The organism is Chitinophaga sp. (genome assembly GCF_035538455.1).
In the GTDB taxonomy this organism is placed as follows: Bacteria; Bacteroidota; Bacteroidia; order Chitinophagales; family Chitinophagaceae; genus Chitinophaga.
On sequence record NZ_DATLKJ010000182.1, the window covers coordinates 1 to 16,409 of the forward strand.

Below are 16,409 nucleotides of genomic sequence, written 5' to 3' on the forward strand. Positions count from 1 at the left end.
TCCATTCTTTTTTCTGCTTAGGGTTACTAATGATTTTGTGTTAACAAAACTTGTGATAAATATAGGTATTTATTTAAAAGCGCGCAAATCGATTTCCCCCTGGATAAATAAGGGGAACAGCCCCATATACCGCAGCCAGACAGCGTTTGCAAACGATCTGTTAATGTGTTTTACAAACTAAAATATTTAGCTTTAATTTGCTAATAAATTTAGTATTCACCAAACACAAACCAGTTATGGAAGCATTAAAACTGAGCGGACTAAGCAGTAATCTGCACATAGCCGACTCCAGAACACCCGCAGGCTTTCCCTCACCTGCCGCCGACTACCAGGAGGAAATAGATCTGTCAAAACTCCTGCACCCTGATCCCGGCGCCACCTTTATTGTCCGTGTAAAAGGCGACAGTATGGCTGACGCCAACATCCCTGACGGCAGCCTCGCCATAGTGGACCGCTCTATCCGCCCATCCACCGGCGACATCATTGCCGGCACACTGGACGGCGACTTTACCGTCAAACGGCTCGTGAAAGCCGGACGCAACTGGGTATTGCACCCCGAAAATCCTTTCTACAAACCTATTGTGATCACCGAAGAAACCGATTTCCAGGCATGGGGCGTCATCACCGCCGTAATCATGGACATGCGTAAATAGTCACTGCTGTCACTGTCACAACATCACCGGGAAAAAAGAATACCTTTGCCAGCCATAGAACGCTTTTAAATTATGTGTTACGACATCGCCCTCAATAAGAAACTAAAGAACCTGCTCCGAACGATTCCGCAGCTTAATACCGCCGGGCAACTGGACCTCGATGTGAATACCGATATAGATGAAATGGACCCTACCTGGCATAGAATAGGCATGTCGTTCCCTCAATGGCCCGTAATCGTCAACAATAGTGGATTCAAACTGGAAAAATTCACCTGGGGCCCTATCCCAAAAATGCTGGATACCGCTGAGAAAGTAAAGAAACAACGACAACTGTTCCTCAACGCCCGCAGCGAAAAAGTATCAGAGCAAGGCACCCTGTGGAATGCCATCAGGCACCAGCGTTGTATTATTCCCGTTACCGGCTTCTTCGAATACCGCCAGATACCAGGCTGGAAAAATAAAGTAGCCTACTACATCAAACATAAAGAACAGGACGTGTTCTTCATCGCCGGTCTGTGGGCCCTCTCCAACTCCTGGGATGTGGATAAACCGGAACGTATACCCACCTTCACCCTGCTGACACGCAGCGCCAACCCGCTCATGCGCCAGATACACAACGGTGGCGACAATGCAGGCCGTATGCCAATGATGCTCACCAATGAGCTTGCCCTCCGCTGGCTGCAACCACAGCTAACAGATGCGGCTATACAGGAAGTGCTGCAATATGAACTGCCGGTTGCTGATCTGGACTACTGGCCGGTAAACTCCGTACGCAAAACCAAACCAGACGATGACACCGTTATCACACCCGTAACATATGAAGGTCTGCCAGAAATAGTGCTGGGCTGATACCCTGGATAAGGTATAATCGCAGTGTATTTTACAAATTATCTAAACCCCGTTCGATCACCTTTAACTGCCATCTAATACCTCATACTCCCGACCTGAATATTTTCAATGTTGCCATGCCCTGCCGTTGAATAATCTTCAATACAGCCATGAAATCATTTATGCCAATAATGTTATCTTTAGATAACATCAATATCATTTGTCATGGCAAAACAGATTTCTATCATCACCTTCACCGGCAGGCTTGGCAATCTGATTGGTTACAGGCGCAATGGCCAACACTTCCTGCGTAGCATGCCCACTATCGTCCGGCAGACCATCGCTACCCGCAAAGCCGCCCGGCGGTTTGGTATTGCCAGCAGAAAAGGGGCGCTTATCCGCAGTGCTTTCTCCGGCAGCCTGGACATAAGTTGTGACAGCGGACATATCAACCGGCTGACCAGCCTGCTCATCCCCACAGCCGGCAGTGACCCCAGGAGTATAACCGGCTTCAGGTTCAACCAGTATACGGGAACAGATAAGTTTCTTACACTACCGCCCGAACTTTCCGAAGAAGGTATCCTGCACATTCCGTCACAGGAATTACCTACCTGCAAAGGCATCAGCGAACTGGAAATAAAAGTGATCGCCACCCGTATCCATTTCGCAACCAACCGGATAATAGGCACAGAGAGCGCCATCCTCTCCATAAAAACCGGAGAATCTTTTAAAGGAGCTGCATGCAATGTCAACGTACCAGGAAGAGGAACATTAGTGGTCGTTCTACAGATAAGATGCGTGCTGGATAATGTTCCCTCCTGTAACAGGAAATACTTCGCCGCTGATATTATTGCAGTGCAACCACCACAATCCCTGACGCAGGTGCTGCACAAACCAACCCATCAAAGACGGCCTGTGTTAAAGCAATCGCCATCGGGAACCTTAGTCACTCTATCTACGCAACCGCTTCCTCCTGTTATTCAACTGGAATAAACCATTCTCTGTATGTCTGACAACTGTATACTGATGACCTGAACATTATTGTCCCTAACCCGAATGCCCAACATACTATTGATAATTTTAACTACAGGAAAACCTGTTGCGATTTCTGCATGTGTATCATACCACCTCCCTCACCTTCCTGACCAACGTCATTGCACTTGCCCGGCTAAAGCACATACCCGCATCAAGTCCACCTTTACGCCTGCATTAAGGCGTGCATCTCCCTGCTGACTAACGTGCATCTCCCTGCTGACTAAGCAGTCACACGGCAGTGTGAGCACTGTAACCGGTCAGTCAATAAGTCTGTTAATCCTTTCCAACTACATGCATCTTCACAATGCCGAGCTTCTTCATTCTTGCTTCCAGTGTGGTCGGTTTAATTTTCAATATCTCTGCAGCGCCATTCTTTCCTCTTATCCTCCCTCCGCAATGCTGCAGTGTACGGATGATCAGCCTCCGCTCTGCTTCCTGTAATGACATCAGCGGAAGTGAGGACGCAGTATTTATTGTTGAGGGAGAAGAGGAGGGAGAAGATGGAAGAGGAGGGGTTTCTATTTTTATAACGGGGGAATTACTGACGATCACTGCTCTTTCAACTGTGTGCTGCAGCTCACGTATATTGCCGGGCCACGGGTAATCAATTAGTGCAGCGACAGATCTTTCTGAGACACCCGTCACATGTTTCCCATGTTTTCGTGCAGCCCTTTCCGTGAAATAGTCAATGAGTATCGGAATATCCTCCTTCCGTTCCCGCAGCGGAGGTAACTGTATCGGGAATACATGCAGCCTGTAATACAGATCCTGCCTGAATCTCCCGGCCTTGCACTCTTCTTCCAGCACCCTGTTGGTAGCCGCAATAATTCTTACATTCACCTTCAGCGTTTGCCCGCCAATTCTTTCCACTTCTTTCTGCTGCAACACACGCAACAACTTCGCCTGTTGTTCCTGCGGCAGTTCTCCGATTTCATCTAAGAAAATAGTACCATTGTTAGCCTGCTCAAACTTGCCCACTCTACGTTGCAGCGCACCGGTGAATGCCCCTCTCTCATGTCCGAACAACTCCGATTCTATCAGGTGCGTGGGTAACGCAGCGCAGTTAACTACTACAAAAGGTTTGTTATTACGTGATGATAACCGATGTATGATCTCTGCAAACAATTCCTTTCCTGTTCCTGTTTCTCCGGTTAACAAAATAGTAACATCTGTAGCAGCTACCTGTACAGCCAGATCTATAGCCGGTTTCAACGAGTCTCCACCAATCAGCTCAATACCTTGTGCAGATAATGTCGCAGGTAATAAGTTCATGATGTTATTTTTCATTGTATCTTTCATCTCAATATAAGATCGTGGGCTTATGCTGATAACCCCGGTTAACAATATCCCCAATATTTCGTATTTCTGATTGGAGTTTACCAAAATACAGGAGTCGAAATTTTACTATCCTTAATGCAAATACCTTTATTACCAATATCTTAGGCAGATGGCACAGTCATTGAACCACTAAGAAACGCTAATACTCTGGAAAAACTACGGCAGCAACCGTTATTGCTTTTGTGCTGGCATCAAACAATTCATACTAACGGCATCCAACAAACTAATTGACATATTAATTCCCCAATCAAACAAAAAGAATACCAATCATTAAAAAACTATGTGTAATTCTACTATTACAATTGATGAACAAGTAAAGTGGGACCATGTTATCAAAAGCAGCCATGCGTATGACTTCCACCACACATCTTACTATCACATCATGTCCGCAGATAGTAACGACCCCTTACTATTTCTATTTGAATCAGACGGCGCCTTTATTGCTATCCCACTGCTGAAGAGAAAAATAGAAGGAACAGCGTACTTTGATTGCACCTCCGTTTATGGTTATGCAGGCCCCGTTTCCAATATCGACTTCGCAGACATCACGCCCGGTTTCATGAACAAGTTCCTCGAAAATTTCTACGCTTTCCTGAAAGAAGAAAACATCGTAAGTGTATTCACCAGGCTGAATCCCCTTATCCACCAGCATTTCAACCCCGGATCAGGTGTGGAATTATATGACAATGGTCAAACTGTTGTAATAGATCTCCGGCCTGATATTACACAGCAGCGCATGAATTATCGTAAAGCTTTCCGCTCCAAAATCAACCAGCTGCGAAACAAGGGATATACCGTAAGACAAGCTACCAGCGCTGCTGATGTAGCCATATTCACAGAGATCTACACTGACAATATGATGCGACTGAGTGCAGGCAGTAATTATTTCTATGATGCCGATCACTTTCTGAAACTCTTACACGCAGAAGGTTTCAGCAGTCACTTATTACTCGCGTGCTATGATGGGAAAGTTACCGGCGGCGTACTGACAACCTGCTGCAATCAGTTCATGCAATTGCACCTCGCTGCCACACATCGTGATTTTCTGCACGACTCGCCCATGCGGCTACTGATAGAAGAAGCCAGTATACTTGGAAAAGAAGCAGGCATGCAGTATCTGCAACTCGGTGGCGGTGTTGGCGGTAACCGTGATTCCCTCTTTGAATTCAAAGCCGGCTTCTCCGACTATCACCTGCCATTCAAAACATGGCGGTTGATCGCTGACATCAACGTCTATAAAATGCTGCTACTGAAAAGAACCAGCCACATAAGCGCAGCAGCCAACGTACCCTTCCCGGGATACCGCTTTGACAGCTGATCGGTTTCTCGCAAAGGAGCAAGGAGCAAAGAGCTCTTTGCTCCTTGCTCCTTTGCGAGAAACAAATTCGCACCCTATCGCAGTAACGCAGTAGCGCACCACAACACAGGCGCCTGTCCGTGCATATCGCCGGTAATACGCTTTCTGTCGAGATAATACTGACGACTGTTTTTCTTGTTGGTGCCTTCGCATACCTCGCGGATATCTGCGTTTTCATCCAGGTAAGAAACAAGTGCCAGCCATGCTTTACGCACAGCAGGGCCATAAGTGGCGGCATCCAGCCAGCCGTTCTTTACACCGGTGATCATAGCAAACGTAAACATACCGGTGCCAGAAGTCTCAGACCACGCCTCCTGGTCATCTATCAGCTGCCTCCACATACCATCAGGAGCCTGGTATCTGAGCAGAGAAGCCATCATGGTTTTATAGCCTTTCATGATACGGTCGCGGTAAGGACTGTCTTTAGGAAGTGACCGTAGTAACTCACTCATACCAGCTGCCATCCAACCATCACCGCGGGCCCAGAAGAAAGGTACATCGGGCGCATGATAAAAGAGGCCGTTGGGCTGCTGCAGGGAATCGAGGTATAAGACCATCTCTTTGGCCGCACGGTCAATGTATTCGCGGTTACCGGTTGCGCGGTATGCCTGCGACTGCACAGCCGTGATCATGAACATATCGTCTATCCACATACGCGTCTGCCAGGTGAGACCGCGGTCAGCATAACCCTGTGATTCAGGTTTCACATGCGGGCCTTCGGGTTGTCCCCATTGCTTGTCAGCGATACCTTTGCCCATATCAAGATAGCGCTTGTCTTTCGTCTGTATATAAAGCTCCAGTGGTACAGACCCGAATACGGAGTGATCCACATGGTCTGGCGCAGGAACCAGGTTGGCTTCCGGACCAAAGAAAGGATCAAATCGTTTAGCCAGCTCCGTAGTAAGTGTTTTGTTCTTGCTTTCTTTTGCGAAAGTGAGCGCACCGTACCAGGCGCATACTTCCGGATAGGTGATCCGGTTAGGTAATCCCGGCCTGCCGAAATTAGGATGCGGCGATGCCACGAAACGTGCCGCTACACGCATTCCTACTTCTTCCGGTGTGCTTCCTTTCGGGAAGCTGCGCAGATCGGCAGCGCCTGATTTCTTCTGCGCATGCATGTATCCTGCTGTCAGCAACATCATGGATAGTAAACCCGCAAATATTACTTTCATAAACGTGGTTTTATTTTAGAATGAAACAAAATAAGCATTTAGTTCTTTGTTGTCAATGATCAGCCGGGCCTATTGCACCTGCACCGTTTCGTGCATGGTATAAAACGTATCGATGGCTGCTTTTACCGGTTTATAAGCTGTTCTGTACTGAAACGGAATTCCGGGTTTGTAATCCGGCAACTTCAACGTGGTCCTGAACTCCAGCGGGTCTAGGGGATTAGCGGGAATGCTGTCCGCCACCTGGATCAACTGCTTCGTAGTACCTGCGCTGGTAGTGTAACTGATCTCTACGCTTACCACCTGGTTATTCACCCCATACCACTGCAACGCAGCCTCCTTCTTCGCAGCATCATACCTGGCTGTCTTCAGTGGCCTGTTAGAGAGTGTAGACAGATATACCTCCCCATATACATTTCCTATTACTTCTTCCTTCACAGAACTGTGTCCCATGTTATCATAAGTGTAAACCTGGAAAGTATAGGTATTCTCTTTCAGGTTATCCAGCATCACTTTGATGGTATCTGTAACCGGGCTTCTTCTCACTGTTATTTCAGTAGAATCGGCTTTCCGATTCCAGAACACCCTGCACTTCGTGATCTTGGGATCTGAAACAAGCAGCCAGGTGAGCAGCGTACGGTTCTTTCCCGGAAAGGCTTTCAGCGAATCCACCTTGCCGGTGTAAAGGATCTCTCCGCCCTGCAGGAATCCCTTGTAGGTATCGTTCATCTTGCTGCAGGCATACAACAACACGATGATTATTATCAGCAACAGGATATTGTTTGTTTTCATGTAGATCAGTTTATGATTTGTCCCCAGATAGACATCTCGCTGAGATGGAAATGCCCGATAGTACCGTTGATAGCTGCCCAGCTGTCGATATGTTTCCAGGCGATATACCTCACCGCAGGCGCACTGAGCGGAAACTCATACTCTTCGCCGGCGGCGGCATTGTCAATATCTTCTGTTGTTTTTTGCCCCAATGGCAGGGCAGAAGGTTTTTCCATTACACGGTGATCGAATTTCACCCAGCTGTTCACATCGTTGGGCGTGTTGGTACCCCAGATCTCCCACTCATGCGGATTACCATGATTGAAGATATAATCAGACTGACGCTGCCAGATACGGTACCTGCTTAGTTTGGCTTTCACTTTCAGATCGATGGGTATCCAGATAGGCACATCTTTATTTTCTGTCGTGTGAAAACCTTCATTGCCGATGATACCGTTAAACATATTGGCAAAGGGCCAGGAGCTAAGGTTTGTGGGTTCCGCCACCTTAGCGCCCGACTTAGGCAACGGAGGAAGTTGCGGTATGGGAAACTTCTTTCGGATATCTATGAAGTTGGCTTTGTTCAGTTCTTCTTCATAAATCGGCGTCAGCTCTTTCTTGAATGTGTCTGTTACATTTCCCCATCTGTCTTTAATAAAAATGCCAAACAATTGCTTCACGGATGTCAATCCCCTTATGGTAAAGCTCCCCGAATCAAGCCCGTAATAAAAGTTGTTGATGTTGCGCCACTCGCGTTGTTGTGGGTTCCAGAGCAAGGTGCCTACCACTATCTTTCCCTTGTCTGGGTTGGTAAAATCCACCTGCAGACCACCAAACGCTTCTTCTACCAACAGGGATTTGTATACGCCCCAGATAGCAGGAGGCAGCGGCCTTACTTTTATCTGCACAGGTGTAGAAGGCACCTCACTCCGGCTCACCGCATACAGTGTAATTACATGCTCGGTAGTATCGCCAAAGCCCTCTACTGTAACAGATCTTTTATAGAATGATGATTTCGCTTCCTTCTTTACGCCATTGATCTCAAACTCCGCTCGTACATAAGAGAGGTTCTGGTCATCCGGTAATGTGTAATAGATCTCGGCAGCGCCGGGAAGGCCGCTGAAGGTGGGCTTTATAACAGGCCCTGGTGCTGCTTTATCAGCTGATATAGGCTCCAGTTTATCGGGTTTACACGCGAAACAGCAAATTATACAGAGCGATAATATGGATAACAGTATGCTGGAATTTTTCATGATGATATTTTTTAGAATGACAGAGATGGCTACCAGCCGGGGTTCTGAACGAGATTTTTGTTAATGATCATTTCTCCGTTCTCGATAGGCCAGAGATAATCCCGCATACTGAACCGTTGATTGAACAGTAACACCTCCTTGTAATAAGCAGGAGCTGCCACCTGTGTGATATCCCAACCCTTGATGGGATTATTCAACACCAGGTGCGCTGTTCTCCATCGCTTCAGGTCCCAGTAGCGCTGCCCTTCAAAAGCCAGCTCAATGGCGCGTTCCTGTTGAATGATGTCCCGTAGCCCTTCTTTTGTCGTATACTTTGCAGGATTCCTGGAGAACCTCGTCCAGGCATCTTCCACGGACAGCAATCCCGCTCTTTCTCTCACCTTGTTGATCCATATAGTAGCGGCGGCGCTATAGCCACTCACTTCATTGAGCGCTTCTGCATATAGCAGGTAGAGGTCTGCCAGCCTTATTTCCGGCCAGGGATAGGTAACCATACCGCTTTTGATGTTACCATCTGTAGCCGCGCTACTTTCGATGTTTACCGTTTTCTTTACCCAGTACCCTGTAACGGAGTAGTTGCTGATTCCCCGCCTGGATGCAAGTTCGCCGGCTCTGGCCTTTACAAAGTAGAGCGCGCTGTCGCTATTGTAATTGTTGATCCAGTTGCCAAACCATATAGCTCTGTCAAATGCGATGTCTGCATAGAAACGCGGTTCCCTGTCGAAGTGCAGCTGCACGGTTTCTTCTCCGCTTTTGATGTAGAATTTATCATTATCAGCTGCTGTTCTCAGCACGTAACGGCGGCCATAGTCCCAGGTTTTGTCTTCTGTGATGGGCACGCCATTCTTTGTGTAGAACATTTCCACCATCTTAAGCGTGGGCGCGATAATCCCTTTAGGGCCGGAGGTGCTGGCGCCGTTGGCAATGAGCGGCATAGACCAGCGTTGCATGTCATCGGCTACACTGTTGGTATTGGGCCATATCACTTCCGTGTTGTTCTGCTTATCGGTAACGGCTGCACGAATATCGAGCTGGCGCTGCATGATGTCGTTGAGCTTATAACCGAAGTTGCCGGGGAAATGATACAATGCATAACCATTATTATGACAGAAATCGATAACCTCTTTACAGGACTGCGCTGCCAGCGCCCACTTCTCCACATTAAAGGAAGCGGGGAACAGTACGCGGCCTTTGTTGTCTTTCAGGCCGGCGTAATCTGAGTTACCATTGAACAAGGGACTGGCGGCGGTAACCAGCACTTTGGCTTTCAGGGATAATACAATGGCTTTGGTGACCCGTCCCAACTCTGTATTCTCTGTACCTTCCAGTTTATTAGGCAGGTATTCACTGGCAGCCGCTTCATTGAGCAGCTGCACTATATAGCTGATACAACTATCCACCGGCTCACGGTACACCTGCACAGCATCGGGGTCGCTGGAAATGGCCAGGTTCTTTCTGATCAGTGGTATCGGGCCATATATGCGGAACAGGAAGAAATGATAATACGCTTTCAGGAATTTCACTTCAGCGATCCATCTCTCCCTTTCATATTCGCGCAGCTCTCTCACCTTTCCGATATTATCGAGGAAAGTATTGCAATCGCGGATACCAGTGTATAACGCAGTACCCCTGCTTGCTCCGCTCCAGAAATTTCCCAGCGGGTTAGTCATGCTTTGCAGTCCCCGCGCGATGTTGAAGAAAGTAGGATCCACATCGTGAATAGGATCATCATACCACACTTCATCGGCAGCATTGAAACCGGCATTGTCGTTGAAGCTGCCGTTTTTAGGCATGTAGGAATAACAGGTAAACAAATACTTTTCAGCAGACGTACGCAGGGTGAAAGCATTATCGATAGTAGGGATGTTGTCCGGTACAACGTCCAGGTATTTCTTGCAGGAGCAAAGCCATACCAATATAATGGCTGACAGGATGTTATATCTCATCACAATATTTTTTTTATAAGTTGATAATCAGAATCCCATCTGCAATCCAAAATTCACCACACGCTGTATCGGATAGCCAAGACCGTTACCTCCCATCTCTATATCCCACAGCTTAAAACCAGACAGGGTGGCAAGGTTAGTACCATTGGCATAGATGCGCAGGTTCGTGATATGCGCACGCTGCGTGATCCGTGTGGGAACAGTGTATCCGATCTCTACTTGTTTAAGACGAAGGAAGGCGCCATTACGCATGAACCAGGTATTATTCTGTTCGCTGTTGGTGTTAAGATTAGGGCTCAGCCGCGGCCACAACGCATACAGGTTCCTGTTCTCCTCAGACCAGTGATCGTCTGCGTAGGCTTTCAGCAACTGATTTTCGGAGGTAATGGTTTTATCATCATCCACATCAATAAAGGGAGAAGTGGCTTTCACGTCAATCCAGAAAGAAGATCTGGCAGAGCCCTGGAAAAATGCCGACAGGTCAATGCCTTTGTACTTAAGGGAAAAGCCGAAGCCATAAATAATTTCAGGAACTGTAGGATAGCCTATAGGCACCATATCACTGGGAGTGATCTGTCCGTCGCCATTCACATCACGGAATTTTATATCGTCACCTAAGGTTTTAAAATTGCCAAAAGATTGCGGGGGCGCACTTCTCACCTCTTCGTCATCAATAAACAGTCTTTCAGCAATATATCCCCATTGCTGGGAAATAGGATAACCCACATGATAGCGGTACCATTCTGCGTATAGCGGCTCTTCATACGCCTTGAACTTATTGCTGGCAAAAGTGAAGTTACCGCGTGCAGAGAGGAAAAAACTTTTACCGATATTGCTGTTATAATCCACTGAAATATCTATCGCATTAGAAACAGCTTTACCTACGTTAGCCTTGGGCGTGGCTTGTAGCCCCATCGTACTGGGAATGGACGCCCTGTTCATGAGGATGTTATAACGCTGCTCCGTAAAATATTCCGCGATAATATCCAGTTTATTGAACAACCCGATTTCCAGGCCCAAAGTGGAGTTGCGCGCAGTCTCCCAGGTGATGGCCTGGTTATCGTACCGGCTGATGGAAATACCATTACGTGTGTAGATGCCATTGGTGCCAAAGGTGGCAGACTTCTTCGGATCGCTCATGTTTACATTCGAGAGATAGAAGAAGCGGTCTTCGGCGCTGCCGATCGCATCGTTGCCCACCAGGCCGTAGTTACCGCGCACCTTGAGTTTGGTGACAATGTGCTCAAACGGTTTCCAGAATTTCTCATTGGATACATACCAGGCAATACCCGCAGAAGGAAAGAAACCATAACGCTCCGTTCTGTAAAAACGTTCAGAACCGTTATAACCAAAGTTGAACTCTGCAAAGAATCTGTTATCATAGGAATAGGTTGCACGGCCGGATAGTCCCATATTCCGCGAGGGCAGCGACTTCTGCAGGGCGCTCGCGCCGTTGTCTTCATTTGTTTCCAGCTGGTTGCGTGCAATGAAAATGAGCATACCGGCTACACCGTGTTTATTGAAAGTACGGTTGTAATCCACAGCCGATTCAAAATAGAAGGTGGATGCAACGGTTCTTTTCCCGGGCACATAGCTAAGATAATCTGTACCCTGATCAGGGTTAATGTCGCGCAACACATAGGTGTTGGTCAGCTTATCGTAATTATTGGCGCTGTACCAGAAGGGAGTATATTGTCTTGACACATCAAAGTAAGCCTGCCTGTTGGTATTCATCATGGCTCTTACAGACAGCCCTTTGGCGAGTATAGAAGAAAGGTCCTGTTTCAGTTCAAACTGCGCAAGCATGAGGGAGCGGGAATACTGTTTGTACCCTTTCACCATATCGGCATAGGGGTTGAGATACTCGCCGTTGTTGAAGTTGCCAAACAATGGATGATTCACGAACTGGTGGGCGTCATCAGCAGGATAATATGCCGGGAAGAGCACCTGGTTGGAACGAAGCATTTTTTTGTACAGTCCTTCACCGCCGTCTACCGGGCCGGTGTATTCATCGAATGTGCCATGCAGGCGTACCATTGCACTGGTAGAACGGGTTACACGTATGTTGATATTGGACCTGAGTACATACGTTTTCAGATCGATGTTGTTGTTGAAGTTGTTACGGCGATCTACATTGAGGATACCATTATCTTTTGAATATCCTCCGGAGATGTAGTAGGTGGCTATTTGTCCGCCGCCGCCGAGGTTGAAATTCGCGCGCTGGTTGCTGGTCTGTTTTTTAAACAGCATCTCTTTCCAGTTGGTAGTAGGAAACACCATAGGGTTAGTTCCCGCAATGGTGTTATCTATCTGGCTTTGCGAATAAGTGGTGGGCGCCAGCGGATTGCGGGTGAGCACCGCTTCATTGTTAAGTTTCATGTAGGTGACAGGATCTGCCAGTTGTACATCACGTGTAGGCGCGGAGATGGAGTTTTCTACGCGGAGGGAGATCCTGGCCTTACCCTCCTTCCCTTCCTTTGTAGTAATGAGGATAACCCCGTTGGCGCCGCGTGCACCATACAGGGCGTTGGCTGTAGCATCCTTCATGATGGAGAAGCTGGCAATATCATCCGGTGTGAGGCGCGCCAGTTCTGTGGTGCTGTACTCGATACCATCGATGAGGATGAGCGGGCTTTTCTTATAGCCGAAGGTGGTAGCGCCACGGATGAAGAATTCCGCGTTGTCCATGCCCGGTTCACCGGAACGCTGGTAGGCAATCACGCCGGCGAGGCGGCCGGCTAATGCAGTGGTGAGGTTGCTGGAAGGCACCTTCAGCTCTCCGGGATTGATAGTGGTGATGGAGCCGATCACAGATGCCTTCTTTTGTTTGCCGAAAGCCACTACCACAGTTTCTCCCAGCTGGTTGGATGCTACCTGCAGCTTGATGTTGATAACGTTGCGGCCACTGAGGGGCACTTCTATGGTGTTGTAGCCCACCATACTGTAAATGAGGGTGGTAGTGTTGTCCGGCACTACGAGGATGTAGCGGCCGTTCATGTCAGTGGTGGTACCCACCGAAGAATTGTTCTTCACTACCACCGTAACGCCGGGCATAGGAGCACCGGCGCTGTCGGTCACCTGCCCTCTTACTTCTTTTTTGAGGGTGGTAGGTAGTGCCCGTGCAGATGCGAGCTGTATAGCAACCAGTAGCAACAGCAGCAGTCCGCACAAGTGCAGGTGTAGGGTAAATTTTTTCTTCATGCTGTCAGTTTTTCATTTGCAGGTGTCTGACACAGGGCATGGAAGTAGCTCCAGGTCTGACTGTCAGCCTGCATGTGGAATTTATTTACTGTGGAAACCTATTAGCTGCAATCGTTTGCAGCTAACCTCAAAAAAATTCATGGATGTACAGCGCTGGCTTATGAGAGGTATTCTGCATAAGGGTTACTCAGGCTACAATCGTTTGCATTTTTGAAAAACGTATGTGCATTGCCGTTATCTGCGCTGGTAAGTCATTAGTCTGCCGGATTAGTGGAAAAAAGTGCGATGATATCTAACAGGATCTTCTTATTAATCTTTCATAACAGTATCTGTACAAGGATTTCAACCGGTGCTTCCGGGGGAATAAAATTTCAGTTGATTCTGGCTATAAAATAGTTCGCTTTAAAGAAGATGGCATTCATCTTCCTGTAAACAAATATTTGTAAAAAAAATCACATTACCTCCTTCAATTTTACCAAAAACTCATACTTTTTTCTCTCTGCAAGGGAAATGATTTACATCTGGCTTCCCACATTCTTCCTCCTGTACACTAACAAGCTGTTAACAAACTCCCCAAATGCGCACTGCTCTATGTTTCCGGGCAACCCTTACCCTTCCGGCCATAGGAAAAGCGTTTTTTATCAAGGTAAGATTCTATATCTTTACATTATCAACCAAAGTTTCCTCAGGGAGCATTCATCTTATTTATAACACCGTGCAATCAGAGCGTGAAAAGGAGCTGTTACTGAATGTGTCGCAAGGCGATGAAGTTGCCTTTGCTACTTTGTTCTACACTTATCATAACCGGCTGGGAGCCTTTGTGCTGCAGCTTACGGGTTCGTTGCCGCTGGCCGAGGAGATTGTACAGGAAGTTTTTATCCGCATCTGGGAGAAGCGCGATAAACTCAGCCAGGTAACGTATTTTCATCCCTATCTATACGCTGTCGCTAAAAACTATACGCTTTCCTTCCTTAAAAAAATGGGCCGCGAAATGGCACGCAGGCAGGAATGGGAAATGAGTGTGGCTGCTTCGCAGGAAGATGATCATACCGTTTTTTATCACGCTATTATAGACCAGGCCGTTGCCGAGCTTCCTGCCCAACGACAGAAGGTGTACCTCATGAGCCGCGATGAAGGATTACGTCAGGCAGAAATTGCAGAACGCCTGGCCATCTCGCTGGAAACCGTCAAAAAGCACATGGTGCTGGCCCTGCGCTCCATCCGTAGCTATGCACTGGCCCATCCGGAAATAAACCTGCTGCTCTTGCTGATCACTTCTTTATTCTCTCATTAAAAAAAAATTCTCATCGCATTACCTCTTTTTACTCCTTTCTGGTGTCTTTTGATATAAAGGGCTTTACGCTACTTTCTTTTTCAGACCAGAATCTCACTTATGCTAACGGATAACAGCAGGTTGCATTACCTGATAAACCAATATCTCAACCAAACAATTACGCCTGAAGAACGGGCAGAACTGAGCGGTTTTCTAAATGCACCTGATAATCATGCACAATTGGAATTGCTGATAGAAGAGGCATGGGTAAAAACGGCAGACGAACAGATCGTACCTTTCACACATCAGTCGGATCAGATGCTGGAGCAGATCATGACAAGGATTGATCCGCCATCCAGAAAGGGTTACTGGCAACGATGGGCCGCTGCGATTCTGCTGCTGGCCGCTGGAGGATTGTCCTGGTTGATTTTCCAGGGAGACAAAAAAACACGACGCGCACCGCTGGTTGCAACAAGCAACCGGAAAGATGCGGCTCCCGGTAGTACTAAAGCAACGCTTACACTGGGGGATGGCGATGTAATAGAGCTGGACAGCTCCGGGAAAATCCCGTTGGCGAAGCATCAGCTCAACATGCAGCTTAGCGCGGGACAACTGGCCTACAACAACGAAACAACTGCCACCATTTCGTGGCATACACTAAGTACTCCAAGGGGCGGACAGTTCAGGCTGGTATTGCCGGATGGTTCAAAGGTATGGCTCAATGCCGCTTCATCGCTGAAGTTCCCCACTGCCTTCACCGGAAAGGAACGTAAGGTGGAGCTCAACGGAGAAGCCTACTTTGAAGTGGAAAAAAATCCGGGGCAGCCTTTTCACGTAACTATTAAAGATGCAGATGTGGCCGTGCTGGGAACCAGTTTCAATATCATGGCCTATACCGACGAAAACGCGATCAAAACAACGCTGCTCGAAGGAGCGGTCAAAGTAAGCAAAGAACAGGAAGCAACATTACTTAAACCTGGAGAGCAATCATTGCTCGACGCAGCAGGTAAGATTCATGTAATTGAAAACGCAGATGTGGACCTGGCAGTGGCCTGGAAAAACGGTCTTACATCATTCAGGAGTGCAGATATCAAAACAATTATGCGGCAGGTGGAGCGTTGGTACGATGTGGAGGTTGTATATAACGGAGCTATGCCTGCGCGTACCTTCACCGGTGACATTCCGCGAAACGCCAACTTATCAGAGCTATTACGGTTGCTGGAAGTAAGCAGAATTCATTTTAAGATGGAAGATAACAGACTTATAGTGATGCCATAAAAGACAAGGCATTTATAGTGATACTAAATTAATACAGCCATAAGCATTCAATCAACCAATAACCAATACCATGAATAAAAGTCCGTAACCGGATAATGGCATGGTCCAACAAAAAAGCCAGAGGCGATCTCACCCACCTCCGGCTATAGGCCTGGATCTATTTGTCAATGCCGATACGCATGTTCCGAATCAGATTAACTAAATCCAAACAAAGCAAATGTATGCAATCTAATTGTCATGCTAAGCCCCCGCGCATTCCAGGGCTTTCAACCAAAAACTACGCGCTCCCGTTTCTCCGGCTGTGCGC

The 16,409-nt window shown here is 47.5% G+C and carries 12 protein-coding genes; 6 read left to right on the top strand and 6 right to left on the bottom strand.

The window, feature by feature from the left end:
• Window positions 1-236 precede the first annotated feature (236 nt).
• The 3 genes from VM802_RS21690 (at window position 237) to VM802_RS21700 (ending at window position 2,474) form a co-directional block, all read left to right on the top strand.
• Window positions 237-653, top strand: a complete 417-nt coding sequence (locus tag VM802_RS21690) for a LexA family protein (RefSeq protein ID WP_325534492.1) — start codon at window positions 237-239, stop codon at window positions 651-653.
• 72 nt (window positions 654-725) lie between these two features.
• Entirely contained in the window at window positions 726-1,502 is a 777-nt protein-coding gene (locus VM802_RS21695; RefSeq protein WP_325534494.1) for an SOS response-associated peptidase, read from the top strand.
• Window positions 1,503-1,706: 204 nt separating this feature from the next.
• Entirely contained in the window at window positions 1,707-2,474 is a 768-nt protein-coding gene (locus VM802_RS21700) for a hypothetical protein (RefSeq protein ID WP_325534497.1), read from the top strand.
• Between the two features lie 315 nt (window positions 2,475-2,789).
• On the opposite strand, the gene VM802_RS21705 is transcribed toward VM802_RS21700, so the two are convergent.
• The gene (locus VM802_RS21705) at window positions 2,790-3,788 is read right to left on the bottom strand and encodes a sigma-54 interaction domain-containing protein (RefSeq protein ID WP_325534499.1); all 999 of its coding nucleotides are present in this window, start codon (window positions 3,786-3,788) and stop codon (window positions 2,790-2,792) included.
• A gap of 346 nt (window positions 3,789-4,134) precedes the next feature.
• Between VM802_RS21705 and VM802_RS21710 the strand changes: the two genes are divergently transcribed.
• Window positions 4,135-5,172, top strand: a complete 1,038-nt coding sequence (locus VM802_RS21710; RefSeq protein ID WP_325534501.1) for a GNAT family N-acetyltransferase — start codon at window positions 4,135-4,137, stop codon at window positions 5,170-5,172.
• 74 nt (window positions 5,173-5,246) lie between these two features.
• On the opposite strand, the gene VM802_RS21715 is transcribed toward VM802_RS21710, so the two are convergent.
• The 5 genes from VM802_RS21715 to VM802_RS21735 all read right to left on the bottom strand — a co-directional run bounded on the left by VM802_RS21715 (window position 5,247) and on the right by VM802_RS21735 (window position 13,551).
• Entirely contained in the window at window positions 5,247-6,383 is a 1,137-nt protein-coding gene (locus VM802_RS21715) for a glycoside hydrolase family 88/105 protein (RefSeq protein ID WP_325534503.1), read from the bottom strand.
• Window positions 6,384-6,452: 69 nt separating this feature from the next.
• Window positions 6,453-7,172 (bottom strand): DUF4998 domain-containing protein, encoded by a 720-nt coding sequence (locus VM802_RS21720; RefSeq protein ID WP_325534505.1) that lies wholly within the window; start codon window positions 7,170-7,172, stop codon window positions 6,453-6,455.
• Between the two features lie 5 nt (window positions 7,173-7,177).
• A complete protein-coding gene (locus VM802_RS21725; RefSeq protein WP_325534507.1) occupies window positions 7,178-8,404 on the bottom strand; it encodes a DUF5000 domain-containing lipoprotein in 1,227 nt (408 codons plus the stop codon).
• A gap of 29 nt (window positions 8,405-8,433) precedes the next feature.
• The gene (locus VM802_RS21730; protein WP_325534509.1) at window positions 8,434-10,350 is read right to left on the bottom strand and encodes a RagB/SusD family nutrient uptake outer membrane protein; all 1,917 of its coding nucleotides are present in this window, start codon (window positions 10,348-10,350) and stop codon (window positions 8,434-8,436) included.
• Between the two features lie 27 nt (window positions 10,351-10,377).
• Window positions 10,378-13,551 carry a SusC/RagA family TonB-linked outer membrane protein gene (locus VM802_RS21735; RefSeq protein WP_325534511.1) on the bottom strand — a complete coding sequence of 1,058 codons (3,174 nt, stop codon included), beginning with the start codon at window positions 13,549-13,551 and terminating at the stop codon, window positions 10,378-10,380.
• Between the two features lie 577 nt (window positions 13,552-14,128).
• Between VM802_RS21735 and VM802_RS21740 the strand changes: the two genes are divergently transcribed.
• Together VM802_RS21740 and VM802_RS21745 are read left to right on the top strand one after the other, a co-directional pair.
• Window positions 14,129-14,845: an RNA polymerase sigma-70 factor gene (locus VM802_RS21740; RefSeq protein WP_325534513.1), complete on the top strand. Its 717-nt coding sequence runs from the start codon at window positions 14,129-14,131 to the stop codon at window positions 14,843-14,845.
• A gap of 99 nt (window positions 14,846-14,944) precedes the next feature.
• A complete protein-coding gene (locus VM802_RS21745) occupies window positions 14,945-16,102 on the top strand; it encodes a FecR family protein (RefSeq protein WP_325534515.1) in 1,158 nt (385 codons plus the stop codon).
• Window positions 16,103-16,409 lie beyond the last annotated feature (307 nt).

Bases quoted from the DNA above. Each gene is read 5' to 3' on its own strand.
- VM802_RS21690 (WP_325534492.1), top strand. From the start codon at position 237: ATGGAAGCATTAAAACTGAGCGGACTAAGCAGTAATCTGCACATAGCC.
- VM802_RS21695 (WP_325534494.1), top strand. From the start codon at position 726: ATGTGTTACGACATCGCCCTCAATAAGAAACTAAAGAACCTGCTCCGA.
- VM802_RS21700 (WP_325534497.1), top strand. From the start codon at position 1,707: ATGGCAAAACAGATTTCTATCATCACCTTCACCGGCAGGCTTGGCAAT.
- VM802_RS21705 (WP_325534499.1), bottom strand. From the start codon at position 3,788: ATGAACTTATTACCTGCGACATTATCTGCACAAGGTATTGAGCTGATT.
- VM802_RS21710 (WP_325534501.1), top strand. From the start codon at position 4,135: ATGTGTAATTCTACTATTACAATTGATGAACAAGTAAAGTGGGACCAT.
- VM802_RS21715 (WP_325534503.1), bottom strand. From the start codon at position 6,383: ATGAAAGTAATATTTGCGGGTTTACTATCCATGATGTTGCTGACAGCA.
- VM802_RS21720 (WP_325534505.1), bottom strand. From the start codon at position 7,172: ATGAAAACAAACAATATCCTGTTGCTGATAATAATCATCGTGTTGTTG.
- VM802_RS21725 (WP_325534507.1), bottom strand. From the start codon at position 8,404: ATGAAAAATTCCAGCATACTGTTATCCATATTATCGCTCTGTATAATT.
- VM802_RS21730 (WP_325534509.1), bottom strand. From the start codon at position 10,350: ATGAGATATAACATCCTGTCAGCCATTATATTGGTATGGCTTTGCTCC.
- VM802_RS21735 (WP_325534511.1), bottom strand. From the start codon at position 13,551: ATGAAGAAAAAATTTACCCTACACCTGCACTTGTGCGGACTGCTGCTG.
- VM802_RS21740 (WP_325534513.1), top strand. From the start codon at position 14,129: ATGCGCACTGCTCTATGTTTCCGGGCAACCCTTACCCTTCCGGCCATA.
- VM802_RS21745 (WP_325534515.1), top strand. From the start codon at position 14,945: ATGCTAACGGATAACAGCAGGTTGCATTACCTGATAAACCAATATCTC.